Annotated in this window: 12 protein-coding genes; 3 read left to right on the forward strand and 9 right to left on the reverse strand. The window is 66.6% G+C overall.

Features of this window, described 5'->3' with window-relative positions; all coding sequences use genetic code 11:
* Window positions 1-36: 36 nt before the first annotated feature.
* From L5G33_RS04990 to L5G33_RS05000, 3 genes are read right to left on the reverse strand one after another with little or no spacing between them, the layout of a single operon-like run.
* The gene (locus tag L5G33_RS04990) at window positions 37-660 is read right to left on the reverse strand and encodes a LutC/YkgG family protein (protein WP_236997050.1); all 624 of its coding nucleotides are present in this window, start codon (window positions 658-660) and stop codon (window positions 37-39) included.
* Window positions 657-2,171, reverse strand: a complete 1,515-nt coding sequence (locus tag L5G33_RS04995; RefSeq protein WP_236997051.1) for a LutB/LldF family L-lactate oxidation iron-sulfur protein — start codon at window positions 2,169-2,171, stop codon at window positions 657-659. Before L5G33_RS04995 ends, L5G33_RS04990 begins: the two co-directional genes overlap by 4 nt.
* Window positions 2,168-2,923, reverse strand: coding sequence for a (Fe-S)-binding protein (locus tag L5G33_RS05000; protein ID WP_236997052.1), 756 nt, complete (start codon window positions 2,921-2,923; stop codon window positions 2,168-2,170). The genes L5G33_RS04995 and L5G33_RS05000 overlap by 4 nt, the downstream gene beginning before the upstream one ends.
* A gap of 221 nt (window positions 2,924-3,144) precedes the next feature.
* On the opposite strand from L5G33_RS05000, the gene L5G33_RS05005 reads away from it, so the two are divergent.
* The gene (locus tag L5G33_RS05005) at window positions 3,145-3,720 is read left to right on the forward strand and encodes a DUF6328 family protein (protein WP_236997053.1); all 576 of its coding nucleotides are present in this window, start codon (window positions 3,145-3,147) and stop codon (window positions 3,718-3,720) included.
* Between the two features lie 2 nt (window positions 3,721-3,722).
* Here L5G33_RS05005 and L5G33_RS05010 read toward each other — a convergent pair whose 3' ends face one another.
* Complete coding sequence (locus L5G33_RS05010) at window positions 3,723-4,601, reverse strand: sigma-70 family RNA polymerase sigma factor (protein ID WP_236997054.1); 879 nt, start codon at window positions 4,599-4,601, stop codon at window positions 3,723-3,725.
* 78 nt (window positions 4,602-4,679) lie between these two features.
* On the opposite strand from L5G33_RS05010, the gene L5G33_RS05015 reads away from it, so the two are divergent.
* Both L5G33_RS05015 and L5G33_RS05020 read left to right on the forward strand, forming a co-directional pair.
* Window positions 4,680-5,063 carry a DoxX family protein gene (locus L5G33_RS05015; protein ID WP_236997055.1) on the forward strand — a complete coding sequence of 128 codons (384 nt, stop codon included), beginning with the start codon at window positions 4,680-4,682 and terminating at the stop codon, window positions 5,061-5,063.
* Between the two features lie 152 nt (window positions 5,064-5,215).
* Window positions 5,216-6,028 carry an enoyl-CoA hydratase/isomerase family protein gene (locus L5G33_RS05020; RefSeq protein ID WP_236997056.1) on the forward strand — a complete coding sequence of 271 codons (813 nt, stop codon included), beginning with the start codon at window positions 5,216-5,218 and terminating at the stop codon, window positions 6,026-6,028.
* Window positions 6,029-6,044: 16 nt separating this feature from the next.
* Here L5G33_RS05020 and L5G33_RS05025 read toward each other — a convergent pair whose 3' ends face one another.
* The 5 genes from L5G33_RS05025 to L5G33_RS05045 all read right to left on the reverse strand — a co-directional run bounded on the left by L5G33_RS05025 (window position 6,045) and on the right by L5G33_RS05045 (window position 13,055).
* Window positions 6,045-8,567 (reverse strand): excinuclease ABC subunit UvrA, encoded by a 2,523-nt coding sequence (locus tag L5G33_RS05025; RefSeq protein ID WP_236997057.1) that lies wholly within the window; start codon window positions 8,565-8,567, stop codon window positions 6,045-6,047.
* A 113-nt stretch (window positions 8,568-8,680) separates the two neighbouring features.
* Window positions 8,681-9,862: an acyl-CoA dehydrogenase family protein gene (locus L5G33_RS05030; protein WP_236997058.1), complete on the reverse strand. Its 1,182-nt coding sequence runs from the start codon at window positions 9,860-9,862 to the stop codon at window positions 8,681-8,683.
* A 50-nt stretch (window positions 9,863-9,912) separates the two neighbouring features.
* Window positions 9,913-10,692 (reverse strand): enoyl-CoA hydratase/isomerase family protein, encoded by a 780-nt coding sequence (locus L5G33_RS05035; RefSeq protein WP_236997059.1) that lies wholly within the window; start codon window positions 10,690-10,692, stop codon window positions 9,913-9,915.
* On the reverse strand, window positions 10,689-12,302 hold the full coding sequence (locus L5G33_RS05040; protein WP_236997060.1) for an AMP-binding protein: 1,614 nt from the start codon (window positions 12,300-12,302) through the stop codon (window positions 10,689-10,691). The genes L5G33_RS05035 and L5G33_RS05040 overlap by 4 nt, the downstream gene beginning before the upstream one ends.
* A 12-nt stretch (window positions 12,303-12,314) precedes the next feature.
* The gene (locus L5G33_RS05045) at window positions 12,315-13,055 is read right to left on the reverse strand and encodes an SDR family NAD(P)-dependent oxidoreductase (RefSeq protein WP_236997061.1); all 741 of its coding nucleotides are present in this window, start codon (window positions 13,053-13,055) and stop codon (window positions 12,315-12,317) included.
* Between the last annotated feature and the right edge of the window lie 12 nt (window positions 13,056-13,067).

The following is a 13,067-nucleotide window of genomic DNA, read 5'->3' on the forward strand; positions in this document are numbered from 1 at the left end:
TGGCAGACCAAACGTGGGTTCGCGCCCGGCTCCGGCTCAGCGCACTATGATCACGTGCAGATTGCGCGGCCCGTGCACACCCTCGACACGTTGCAGTTCGATGTCCGACGTCGCCGACGGCCCGCTGATCATGGTCGTCGGCCGTTCCGGCACAAGACGGCTGATCGCTTCGGGTACGCCGACTTCCACGGTCGACAGATCGACTACGCAGACGTGCAGGTCCGGGACGAGTGTCAGTGCCCGGCGCCCCTGGTCGGGGCCCCCGTCGAGAAAGATGGTGCCGGTCTCGGCGCAGCTGACTCGAGAACCGGTCACCACGCCGTCGAGTGAGTCGAGTTCCGGTGCAGGCACGCTCGCGGAGTCGACGACCACTTCGCCGTCGAACGTCACCAGCCACGACTCATCGAGCCCGGCGGGCACTCCCACCCGGGTAGCGCCCGCCTCCCGCAGGACGCGCGTCACCGTGGCCGCGATCTCCGCGACAGAGCACGGGTGCACTGCCGCCTGGTAGTCGACGAGTCGATCGGTGAGCAGTGCGAGTCGATCATCGTCGGACATCGTTCGCCCGGTCCGGTAGTTCCGGGGGATCTCGTGGTGCGCGGGAGGAGCCAGCGCCAAGGCGTCGCGGAGCCGACCGAGGACCACGTCACGAGACGTCATTCGCCGACCTCCTGGCGTGCGTCGGCGATCTCGCGCCGTCCTTCCGCGGAATCCCACCACTGCCGGGCCGTCTGCTTCGGCGGCGCCGGTATGTCACGCGCGTCGGTCCAGGCGCTCAGCGGCGGAGGGAGCGTCGAGATCTTGCCCTTCCTCCCAGCCATCAGGCGCCCCAGGCCGGCGGCTCGCTGCGCAGCGGTGAACTTCCTGGCCGACGACATCGCGATGGATGCCGCCCGCATCGCCGCGGCCTCCGCGCCGAAGACCGCCTGTTCCACCTTCTGGTGCCGCAGTTCCACCAGGAGTGCCGGGATGTCGATCTTCACCGGGCACGCGTCGAAGCACGCGCCGCACAGGCTGGAGGCGAAGGGCAGCGAGGAACTGGGGTCATGACTGCCGTTCATCCCGGCGAGTTGCGGTGTGAGGACCGCACCGATCGGTCCCGGATAGGTCGAGCCGTAGGCGTGTCCGCCGGTGCGCTCATACACCGGGCACACGTTGAGGCAGGCCGAACAGCGGATGCAGTTCAAGGCTTCCCGGCCGACCGCGTCGGCCAGCGCTGCACTGCGGCCGTTGTCGAGCAGGACCAGGTGGAAGTTCTGGGGACCGTCGTCGGCTGCGACTCCGGTCCACATCGACGTGTAGGGGTTCATCCGCTCCCCAGTCGACGATCGCGGCAGCAGTTGCAGGAAGACCTCGAGGTCGGCGTACGTCGGCACGATCTTCTCGATGCCCATGACCGTGATCAGCGTCTGCGGCATCGTCAGGCACATACGGCCGTTCCCCTCCGACTCGACAACCCCGAGGGTGCCGGTCTCGGCCACCCCGAAATTGGTGCCGGAGATCGCGACCGGCGTCGTCATGAACTTGCGTCGCAGAAACTTTCGGGCGGCGTCGGCGAGATGAGACGGATCGTCGTCGAGTGCGGGATCGACGCCGTCCATCTCAGTCAAGAAGATCTCCCGGATCTCCGACCGGTTGCGGTGAATCGCTGGGACCAGGATGTGCGAGGGCGTGTCGTGGCCGAGTTGGACGATCAGCTCGGCCAGGTCCGTCTCGTACGCGTGAATTCCTGCCGATTCCAGGTGTTCGTTGAGTCCTATCTCCTGCGTCGCCATCGACTTGACCTTGATGACCTCGTCCGAGCCGGTTTCGCGGACCAGCCGAGTCACGATGTCGTTCGCTTCGACGGCATCGGCTGCCCAGTGCACGACTCCGCCGCGTGCGGTGACGGCGGTCTCGAATTGCTCGAGGAGTTCCGGCAGGCGGTTCATCACGTCGGTCTTGATCGCCGAACCGGCGTCGCGCAGCTGCTCCCAGTCGGGCAGCTCTGCGGTCACCTGCAGCCGCTTCTCACGGATCGTGTGCGTGGCCTTGCCGATGTTGCGGCGCAGCTGGGCATTCGCGAGTTCGTGATGGGCCGCGTCCGGAAACGACTCGCGACCGCGCAGATTTCCCGCGCCTTCCGGCGCGCGTGGGGGAAACGCGGGTGACGGCAACACAACCCGCGTCATGCCGTCACTCCCGCGTGGTTCTCCTCGGACACCAGAATCTCCGCGAGATGCACGGTTCTCGTTCCCATCTGGAGGCGTGTCATCCCTCCACCGATGTGCATCAGGCACGACGAGTCGCTCGCACAACAGTATTCGGCTCCGGTGTCGCCGACATTGCGGATCTTGTCGGCGAGCATGGCCGTGGAGGTCTCGGCGTTCTTCAATGCGAAGGTACCGCCGAATCCGCAGCACGAGTCGGCCTCCGGCAACTCGACCAGATCGATGGCGCGCACATTGCGCAGCAGTTGTAGTGGCTTCTCGCCGACCCGCAGCATACGGAGCGAGTGGCAGGTGGGGTGGTAGGTGACCCGATGCGGATAGTAGGCGCCGACGTCGGTCAGACCGAGAACGTCCACCAGCAGTTCGGAGAGTTCGTAGGTCTTGCCCTTGACCGTCTCGACCCGCCCGCTCAGACTCGGCGGACCATAGCGTGCGGCGACGATCTCATGCTGGTGGCGCACCGAACCCACGCACGACCCGGACGGCACCACGATCGCGTCGATCGACTCGTCGCCGAAGGTCTCGACATAGTTCTCGACCAACGGCAGCGCGTCTGGTTGATACCCGGTGTTCACATGCATCTGCCCGCAGCACGTCTGCCCGGACGGGAACACCACTTCGTGGCCCAGCCGACTGAGGAGCAGCGCGGTGGACCGGACAACGTTGGGAAATATCGTGTCGCCGATACACGTGGCGAACAGGGCGATTCGCATGGGCGTCTCCGAGATTGTCGGGTACTCACCCACACCGTAACGCCGGACCCGAACGACGCGTCGCGGATTCGGCATCGCCTCGAATGGCCCCCTCGCGTGCGTGGCCCCGCCCCGCGGCACGGGCCGGCGCGTAGGCGCTACCAAAGTGGGCCGAACCGCTGAGTTCGGGGTGCGAACAGTGGGACGATTGAGGATGTGACGTACGAGGCTGACGCCCTAGCATGAACACTCGCGACGGGGGTATCGGTGACGGGGGTATCGGTCATGGAGGTATCGGTCATGGGGGTACCAGCGACGGGGGTACCAGTGATGACGCCGACTGGAACCAGAACGAGCGGGACGAGACGCAGACGCAACGGCTGGACCGGAACTGGAATTCGTTGCTCCAGGAACTCCGAGTCGTGCAGACGGGCGTGCAGATCCTCACCGGCTTCCTGCTCACCCTGCCGTTCCACGACGGCTTCGAAGATCTCGGCGGGGCCCTGCGCGTGGTCTATCTGATCACCGTGTCCTGCGCGGTCGCTGCGGCGATTCTGCTGGCTGCACCGGTCGCCCTCCACCGGGCCCTGTTCCGCCGCCACCAGATCGGCCTGATCGTCGCGTACGCCCACTATCTGTCGTTCATCGGCCTCACCCTGTTGGGGTTGGCGCTGAGCGGCGCGGTCACCGTCGTCTTCGGTGCGACGGCAGGAACCATGTCGGCGGTGATCGCCGGTGTCGCCACATTCGTCGTGTTCGCCTCAGCATGGCTGGTCCTGCCGTTGTGGCTGCGTGTGACGACCGACCACCACGACTAGTGCTACCGGTCGCTCACCGGCGCGTCGGGCAGGTCGACGCCGGCAAGGATCGCGGGATCGAGGATCGACGTGATCTCTACCATCCGGCCGCGTTCGACGGTGCAGGCCATGACACTGATCGGCTTTCCGCTTCGGCTCCACGCCAGGATGCCCGGCCGCCCGTTCACGAGGACACGTTCAGCAACGACGCGCGACCGCGCACCCCGGCGCGCGGCGTCGACGACATGGTCGGCACCGATCTGAACCGACTCGCCGCCCGTCGTGACTCGTCGCCACGTCACGTCTGGATCGAGTACGTCGAGCAGCCCGTCGAAATCACCGGTGCGCGCGGCGGCGAGAAACGCGTCCACGACGCGCCGCTGGCTCCTCGTCGACTCCTCTGGTCGTGGTGCGCCCTGAACCTTTCGGCGCGCCCGGCTCGTCAGCATCTTGGTGGCGTCGGGCGACTTGTCCAGAATCTGGGCGATGTCAGCGAATGGGATGGCGAAAGTGTCGTGCAGGACGAACGCGAGACGTTCGTCTGGCCGCAACGTTTCGAGGACCACCAGGAGTGCCGAGCCGACGTGATCGGCGAGCAATGCCGCGTCCTCCGGAGACTCCTCGTCGGCCATGACGACGATCTCGGGCACTCCACGATCGATCGAGACCTCGGGACGCCCAGACCTCGAACGCAGCGTGTCGATGCAGATGCGGCTGACCACAGTGGTCAGCCAGGCACCGAGGTCGTCGATCGATCCGGCGGCCCTACGGGTCAACCGCAGCCACGACTCCTGAACGGCGTCTTCCGCGTCGGGGTGTGAGCCGAGCATGCGGTATGCGACCGCGGTCAAGCGGGGACGCTCCGCGTCGAAGGCGGCTGCGAGTCGGTCGTGGTCGGGCATCTGTTACCTGTCCTCTCTTCGGTTCGTCATTACTCATGACGGTTCTTCACGAACCGACGTAACAATGAAGGAGGTCCTATGAACGTGACACTGTGGATCATGACATCCGTACTCGCCGTTGCGTACACGGTGGGGGCGGCAAGTCAGCTGATTATGTCGAAGGAGCGGTATCGATCCCTCGCCGACAGCCAGCACTGGGTCGACGACTTCGGCGCGGGCCACATCAAAGCGATCGGAGCAGTCAAACTCACCGGCGCGATCGGGTTGATACTTCCTGCGGTGGTCGATGTCGCACCGGTGCTGGTACCGCTTGCGGCGTGTGGGCTGGCGTTGTTCATGGCGGGTGCCGCTACGACACGCTTCCGTCGTAGCGAATGGATGCTGATGGTCGGCGATACCGCGTTCCTGGCCGCGTTCGCCTTCATCGCGTGGGGCCGGTTCGCGTTGTCGCCGTTCGTGTGAACGGCTCGCTGTCGGTCGACTCTCTTGACGAATCCCCTGGGAGAGGGTTCACTAACCCTGGATGAATACATATTCATTCTGAATGAGCGAACGTTCACATCGTGGTGTCGGTGCCAATCCGGGGCCCGTGTGGCGCGACAGGAAGGGCCGTCATGGATTACGCCGACTACAACCAACTCATGTTCGAGCGACGCGAGAACGGCGTCCTCCTCATTACCCTCAACCGGCCGGAGAAGTACAACGCGACCGACGAGGAGATGCACGGCGAACTCGCGCGGGTGTGGCATGACGTCTCGAAGGATCCGGAGACCCGCGTCGTCGTGGTCACGGGCGCCGGAAAGGCGTTCTCCGCGGGCGGCGATCTCGGGATGGTCGAACGCATGGCGGGCGACCACGAGGCGGTCGCCGCCATGCTCGACGAGATGAGCGAGATGGTCTACGGCATCGTCAACTGCGACAAGCCGGTGGTCTCTGCGATCAACGGTGTCGCGGTGGGCGCCGGGACCGTGGTCGGGTTGCTCGCCGACATCTCGATCTGCGCCGAAGACGCCAAGATCGGTGACGGTCACGTGAAGCTCGGTGTGGCCGCAGGCGACCACGCCGCCATCATCTGGCCGCTGCTGGCAGGCATGGCGAAATCCAAGTACTACCTGTTGACCGGCGAGATGGTTACCGGCGCCGAGGCCGAACGCATCGGTCTGGTGTCCAAGGCACTCCCCCGCGATCAGGTGCTGGACGAGGCGTTGCGCGTAGCCGACGTCCTCGGTTCCGGGTCGCAGAAGGCCATCAGGTGGACCAAGCGCGCACTCAACAGTTGGATTCGCGACGCCGGGCCCATCTTCGATCAGTCCGCGGCCTACGAGATGTTGTGCTTCATGACCCCGGACGTGGTCGAGGGGTACACCGCGCTGCGCGAGAAGCGCGCTCCGGTGTTCCCGTCTGCGCGGGCACGTTCCGCGGAGTGATGGAGCGCCCCGGTCGCTACCGCACGCGCGCGAGGAATCCGCCGGTCACGCTCTGCGGGTTCGCAGCGACCTCGTCCGGAGTGCCGACGGCGACCACACGGCCGCCGTCGGTGCCGCCGCCGGGCCCCATGTCGATGACGTAGTCCGCGTTGGCGATGAGGTCGAGGTCGTGCTCGATCACGATCACGGTGCCGCCCTGGTCGACGAGGCGCTGCAACACCCCGAGCAGGGTCCGGACGTCCAGCGGATGGAGTCCGACGGTCGGCTCGTCGAAGACGAAGAGCGTAGCGTCCTGGCGATGGCCGAGGTCGGACACGAGCTTCAACCGTTGCGCCTCCCCACCGGACAGAGCGGGCGTCGCCTCCCCCAACGTGAGATAGCCGAGTCCGACGTCGCGGAGTGCCGTCAACTTGGTGCGGATCGACGGCAGGTCTGCCACATGCGGGTACGCGTCGTCGATCGGCAGGGCTAGTAAATCGGGCAGGGCTAGTAGATCGGGCAGGGCGGCATCGCCGTCGCCGGCCGCCGACCTTCTCTGGTAGGCCTGTGCCCGCGGCGCATACCGACGTCCGTGACACTCGGTGCAGGCGATGTCGACGTCGGGCAGAAACTGGACGTCGAGTGATATCTGACCGGTGCCCTCGCACCGCGGGCACCGGAGCGAGCCGGTGTTGTACGAGAAGTCCGACGCGGTGAGCCCGGCCTCTCGCGCCGACTCCAGCCGTGCGTAGGCGCGTCGAAGATCGTCGAGGACACCGGAATACGTCCCCACCGTGGAACGGACGTTGATGCCTATCGGGGTCGCGTCGACGACGTCGATCTTCTCGATGCCTGCGGCGTCGAGCCCGACGACATGCGCGGGAGCCGTGCCCTCAAGCGCCGGTACGAGACTCTCGAGGACGAGGGTCGTCTTCCCAGATCCGGAGACCCCGGTCACCGCGGTGAGTCGCCCCTTCGGGATCGCCACGTCGAGGCGGTGGACCGTGTGGACCGGCGTCGTGCGGATGGCGAGCGCACCGTTGTCGAAAACATCTGCCGCAGCACATTTTTCACGCACCACGACTTCCTCTGATCCGGTGAGGAAACCACCGATCCGGGTGTCCGCGGCCGCGCTGACCTCCTCGACGCTCCCCTGCGCGATCACTCGCCCGCCGTCGCTGCCCGCGCCCGGGCCGATCTCGACCAGGTGGTCGACCCCGCGCAGCACCTCCGGGTCGTGATCGACCATCACGACGGTGTTGCCGCCGGCCACCAGATCGTCGAGGACCCCGCGCAGGCCGACCAGGTTCGCCGGGTGCAGTCCGATGGACGGCTCGTCGAGTACGTACAGGACGCCCGTCGTCTCGTTGCGGACGGCGCGCGCGAGCTGCACACGCTGGCGTTCGCCGGTCGAGAGCGTGTCCCCGGCGCGGTCCAGGGTGAGATAGCCCAGACCCAGGTCGACCAGACGTCGTGCCATCCCGAGCAGTGTCGACACGAGAACCTCGGTCATCGGTGCGAGTTCGGGCGGCAGTGCCGCGGGAAGGGCACGCGCCCAGTCGACGACGTCGTGCAGCCCGAATGCGGTGACCTCGGCCAGGTTCTGGCCGTCGATTTGCGGGGCGCGAGCCGCGGCCGACAGGCGGGTGCCCGCGCAGTCCGGGCAGGTGTGCTCGGACAAGAAGCGGCTGACGCGGGTGAGGCGCTTCTCGGTGTCGGCCCGTTTGAGCTCCTCCGTGATCGTCAGACGCGCGTTGCGGAAGGTGAAGTCCAGATCGTGGACGCCCTTCTTCGAGGTGACGGCGATGTGCTTCTTGACCTCCGGCCCGTCGAGGACGATCTGTTTCTCGTTGTCGGTGAGGCGGCACCACGGGACGTCGGTGCGCACGCCCATCTCGCGAACGATCTGCGGCTGGACGCGAAACCCGTAGACCTGCCACGGGATCACCGCGCCGTCGTCGATCGACTTGGTCACGTCGGGGACGAGCGTGGCGTCATCCACGAGTCGGACGGAGCCGAGGCCTTCACAGGTGGGGCAGGCTCCTCCAGAGTTGAACGCGAGCGCCTCGGCCCCCGGGGCTAGGAAACTCACCCCGCACTCCGGGCAGACGATCGGCACTTCGGCCGCGGCGTTGAGCGTCGGCGCCTGGCGGTGGCCGTTCGGGCAGACGTGCCCGGACAACCGCGAGAACATCAGACGAAGGACGTTGAGGAGTTCGGTTGAGGTGCCGAACGTCGACCGCGGCCCCGGCAGCGGAGGCCGCTGTCGCAGCGCGAGAGCAGCCGGGACATGCGAGACCGCGTCGACGTCGGCGCGCGGAGCCTGTCCGATCCGTCGGCGCGTGTACGTCGACAACGCTTCGAGGTACCGCCGGGAGCCTTCGGCATACAGGACGCCCATGGCGAGCGACGACTTCCCCGATCCTGACCGCCCGGCCACGCCGACCAGACGGCCGAGCGGAATGTCGACGTCGATGTCGCGCAGGTTGTGGACCCGCGCACCGCGGACCTCGATGACGGTCGGCGCCGTGCGGTCAGCTGAAGTCGATCGATTGTCCACCACAGTGGTCCAGCATGGCAGCCATCGCGGCGACGAGCGCGCCGTTGTCGAAGATCTCGGTGCTCGTCGAACCGATCAGCGTCATAATGTTCAGATAGCGATAGGTCGTGCGGTCAGCGATACGCGCCCTGTCCGGTGACCGCCTGCCCGATGATCAGCTGGTGCACTTCGCTCGTCCCCTCGTAGGTGAGGACCGATTCGAGGTTGTTGGCGTGGCGCATGATCGGGAAGTCCAGGGTGATGCCGGCTGCGCCGAGGACGGTCCGGCACTCCCGTGCGATCGCGATCGACTCCCGCACGTTGTTGAGCTTGCCGAGGCTGATCTGTTCGTGCCGGAGAGTCCCGGCGTCCTTCATCGCACCCAGGTGGGCGGCCAGCAGCATGCCCTTGCCGAGTTCGAGGGTCATGTCGGCGATCTTGGTCTGCGTGATCTGGAACGACGTGAGCGGGCGGTCGAAGATCTCACGGACGTTCGCGTAGCCGATCGTCGCGTCGAGGCAGTCACGGGCGGCGCCGAGCGAACCCCACACGATCCCGTACCGCGCCTCGTTCAGACACGACAACGGCCCACGCAGTCCGTCCGCTTCCGGCAGCATCGCCGAGGCAGGCACGCGCACGTTGTCGAGAACGAGTTCGCTGGTCACGGACGCACGCAAGGACATCTTGTGCTTGATCGGCGGTGCCGCGAATCCCCGGGTGTCGGTCGGAACGACGAACCCGCGGACGCCCCGTCCGCTGCCGGTCTCGTCCGTCTGCGCCCATACGACGGCGACATCGGACACCGAGCCGTTGGTGATCCACATCTTGTTGCCGTTCAGGATCCAGTCGTCGCCGTCGCGACGCGCACGTGTGCGCATCCCGGCGGGATTCGACCCGTGATCGGGTTCGGTCAAGCCGAAGCAGCCGATCGCCTCGCCTGCCGCCATGCGCGGCAGCCACTCCTGCTTCTGCGCCTCGCTCCCCCACTTCCAGATCGCGAACATCGCGAGCGAGCCCTGCACCGACACGAGCGAACGCAGACCCGAGTCGCCTGCCTCCAACTCCAGGCAGGCCAGTCCGTAGGCCGTGGCGGTCGTGCCCGCGCAGTCGTACCCGTCCAGATGCATCCCGAGGACACCGAGGGCGCCGAGTTCGAGAGCGAGCTCTCGGGCCGGGATCTCACCGGCCTCGTACCAGTCGGCGATGTGGGGTCGCACGGAACGGTCGACGTACTGGCGGACCGTGTCGCGTATGGCGATCTCCTCGTCGGAGAACAGGTGGTCGACGGAGAACAGTTCGAGCGGGGTGGTGACCATGGGAATCCTTTGCCGTGTGTGGTCAGACGAACGCAGAGACGCGCCGGCGCTCAGCGACCCGTCCATTCGGGAGCGCGTTTACCCAGGAACGCAGCGGCGCCCTCGGCTTTGTCCGCAGTCGTGTACAGCAACGACTGCGCGAGCCGTTCGACGACGAGGCCGGTGTGCTGGTCGGCGTTCATCCCCGCGCGAATCACCGTCTTCGCGAGGCGGACGGCCACCGGCCCCTTCGTCATGATCGACGTCGCGACCTCGTGCGCCCTGACGAGCAGGTCCTCGGGCGTTGTCACCCGGGTGACCAGACCGGCCGCGAGCGCTTCGTCGGCGGAGAGCATCCGCGCCGTCAGGATCATGTCGATGGCGAGACCGACGCCGACCAGACGTGCGAGCCGTTGGGTGCCGCCCGCGCCGGGGAGCACCGACAGGGTGGTCTCCGGCAGGCCGAAACATGCTCGTCGAGAGGCGATCCGAATGTCGCACGCCATGCTCAGCTCGCATCCCCCGCCGAGCGCGTATCCGTTGACCGCGGCGATCGTCGGCTTCTCGAACTGCTCGATGCGGTCGTACAGGCGGGCCATCGACCCGGCCAGGCCGGAGTGCATGTCGTAGTCCTGCAGTTGCCCGATGTCGGCGCCCGCGGCGAACGCCTTGTCGCCCGCGCCCGTGAAGACGACGGCGCCGATCGTGTCGTCGCCGCGGATCTGGTCGAGGACGGCCGCGAGGTCGGTCTGGACCTGCGCGTTGATGGCGTTACGGACGTCCGGCCGGTTCAGCGTCACGGTCGCGACTCCGTAGGTCGCGTCGACTGTGACGGTCTCGTAGTCGGTCACTCGACGACCTGCTTGCGGAGTGCGAACTTCTGGATCTTGCCGCTCGCGGTGGTGGGTAGCGTCTCGAGCACCTCGAGGCGCTCGGGCCAGTAGTGTTTGGCCAGGCCCTTCGACTTCAAGTAGGCGGTCATCTCCTCGAACGCGAATCCGTCGGCGACGAACTCGTCCTTGAGGACGACGCACGCACATGCCCGTTCCTGCAGGCGTGGATCCGGGACGCCGACGACGGCGACCTTCGCGATCTTCGGATGTTCGTAGAAGACGTTCTCGACGAAGGCGACCGGGATGTTCTCGCCGCCGCGGATGATCACGTCCTTGGTGCGCCCGGCGATCTTCAGGTAGCCGTCGCCGTCGATGGATCCGAGATCGCCGGTGTCGAACCAACTTCCGTCGAATTCCTCCAAGGTTTTGGCGATCCGGTGAAGGTAGCCGACGAACAGCGACGGCCCGCGGACTTGGAGACGGCCTTCGACGTCCGGGAGCGTCGGCGCTCCGTCGAGGTCGACGGTCCGGATCTCCATCCCCGGCCACGGATAGCCGTCGGTGTTGATCACCTTGTCGTCGGGGTCATCGGGGATGCCGAGGGTGACCAGTGCGTTCTCGGTCTGCCCCCACCCGCCGAGCACCACCAGGCTCGGCAGTTTCGCTCTGGCCGTTGCGACGACCGCGCGCGGGATCGGCGCGCCCATGCAACAGAACAGTCGAAGGCTGGAGACGTCGTGCGTGGCAAGACCTTTGGCATCGATCAGGTCGTGCAGGAACGGTGTGGCCGCGGACGTGTACGTGATCGAATGCTCGGCGACCAGTGCGCAGAAGTTCTCCGCGTCCCAGACGTCCTGCAGGACGCACGTCGCGCCGTTCTGCACGTTCAGCCGTGCGCCGTAGAGAAAGCCGGTCAGGTGAGCAAGGGTCGATGCGATGTGGAACACGTCGTCGGAGGTGATCGACAGACGGTCCGGAAGCGGGAGGTTCGCGGCGGTCAGCGTGTTGTGGGTGTGCATCACGCCCTTCGGCTCGCCCGTGGTGCCCGACGTGAAGATCAACAGCGACACCTCGTTCGCGTCCGGCCGAAGCGCGGCCAGCTCGCGACGATCCCGTCGCTCCTCCCACGGGGTCGCCATGAACTCGTCGTAACTGTCGCCGACGACCAGCGTGTGTTCGACCGTCGGAATGCGATCCGCCATGTCCGCATACATCTGCGGGTAGTCGAAACCGCGGAACGACGTCGGGATCACCAGCACCTTAGACTCGGCGAGCGCGATCATGAAGCCCACTTCGCGTTCGCGGTAGATCGGAATCAGCGGGTTGCTCACCGCACCGATGCGGCTGGCCGCGTAGTGCACGACCACCCATTCGATCCAGTTCGGGAGTTGGAACGACACCACGTCGCCGGGAGCGACGCCGAGCTCGAGCAGGCCGAGCGCACAACGGTCGACCTCGTCGCGCAGGTCCGCGTAGGTGATGGTGCGGTGGGCGTCGACGAACGCGATCTTGTCGGGGGCGGCATCGGCGACCTCGTCGAGCCAGTCGGTGATGACGCGCCCCCGCCAGAAGCCGTCGCCGGTGTGCTGGTCGATCAGGTCCGCGGTCAGAATCGTCTCGAAGGACATGAGGTTCTCATCTCAACTCATGGACAGGCCGCCGCTGACGCTGACGGTCTGGCCGGTGATGAACGACGCCTCGTCGGAGGCGAGGAACGCGACGGTGTTCGCGAGGTCTTCGGGCTGGCCGAGACGTCGCAGCGGGATGGCCTTCTGTAGAGCGGCACGCAGCTTCTCGCCGCCCATCGAAGCGAACAGCGCGGTGTCAGTCGGGCCGGGGCAGACGCAGTTGACGTTGACCTGCGCGCGGGCCATTTCGCGGGCGGTCGACTTGGTGAACGCGATCACCCCGCCCTTGGCGGCCGAGTAGACGGCTTCGCCGGAGGAGCCGACCCGGCCCGCATCCGACCCGAGGTTGACCACGTGTCCGGAGCCCTGCGCGGCCATCATCGGCAGGACCCTCCGGGACGTGTTGAGCACGCCGAACAGGTTGATGTCGATGATCCGCTCCCATGTCTCCGGTTCGGACTCGATGAACGGCTCGGCCTTGTCCCAGCCCGCGTTGTTGACCAGGATGTCGATGCGGCCGAAGCGGTCGACGGCAGTGTCGACCGCGGCGTTCACCGACTCGCGGCTGGTCACGTCGACGGGTAGGCCGATGCTGTCGCCGCCCAGCGACGCCGCGGTCGCTTCTGCGGTCTCGGCGTTGATATCGGTGACGACGACCGTGGCGCCTTCGGCGGCTAGCTTCGCGGCGATGGCGGCGCCGATGCCTTGGCCTGCGCCGGTCACGAAGGCGATCTTGTCTGCGAGCTTGCTCATGGTGGATGTCCT

It is taken from the genome of Gordonia liuliyuniae, assembly GCF_021738805.1.
In the GTDB taxonomy this organism is placed as follows: Bacteria; Actinomycetota; Actinomycetes; order Mycobacteriales; family Mycobacteriaceae; genus Gordonia; species Gordonia liuliyuniae.

Excerpts from the sequence above, each read along its gene's own strand:
- L5G33_RS05040 (WP_236997060.1), bottom strand. The coding sequence starts at position 12,302 with ATGTCCTTCGAGACGATTCTGACCGCGGACCTGATCGACCAGCACACC.
- L5G33_RS05020 (WP_236997056.1), top strand. The coding sequence starts at position 5,216 with ATGGATTACGCCGACTACAACCAACTCATGTTCGAGCGACGCGAGAAC.
- L5G33_RS05045 (WP_236997061.1), bottom strand. The coding sequence starts at position 13,055 with ATGAGCAAGCTCGCAGACAAGATCGCCTTCGTGACCGGCGCAGGCCAA.
- L5G33_RS05030 (WP_236997058.1), bottom strand. The coding sequence starts at position 9,862 with ATGGTCACCACCCCGCTCGAACTGTTCTCCGTCGACCACCTGTTCTCC.
- L5G33_RS05010 (WP_236997054.1), bottom strand. The coding sequence starts at position 4,601 with ATGCCCGACCACGACCGACTCGCAGCCGCCTTCGACGCGGAGCGTCCC.
- L5G33_RS04995 (WP_236997051.1), bottom strand. The coding sequence starts at position 2,171 with ATGACGCGGGTTGTGTTGCCGTCACCCGCGTTTCCCCCACGCGCGCCG.
- L5G33_RS05015 (WP_236997055.1), top strand. The coding sequence starts at position 4,680 with ATGAACGTGACACTGTGGATCATGACATCCGTACTCGCCGTTGCGTAC.
- L5G33_RS05005 (WP_236997053.1), top strand. The coding sequence starts at position 3,145 with ATGAACACTCGCGACGGGGGTATCGGTGACGGGGGTATCGGTCATGGA.
- L5G33_RS05000 (WP_236997052.1), bottom strand. The coding sequence starts at position 2,923 with ATGCGAATCGCCCTGTTCGCCACGTGTATCGGCGACACGATATTTCCC.
- L5G33_RS04990 (WP_236997050.1), bottom strand. The coding sequence starts at position 660 with ATGACGTCTCGTGACGTGGTCCTCGGTCGGCTCCGCGACGCCTTGGCG.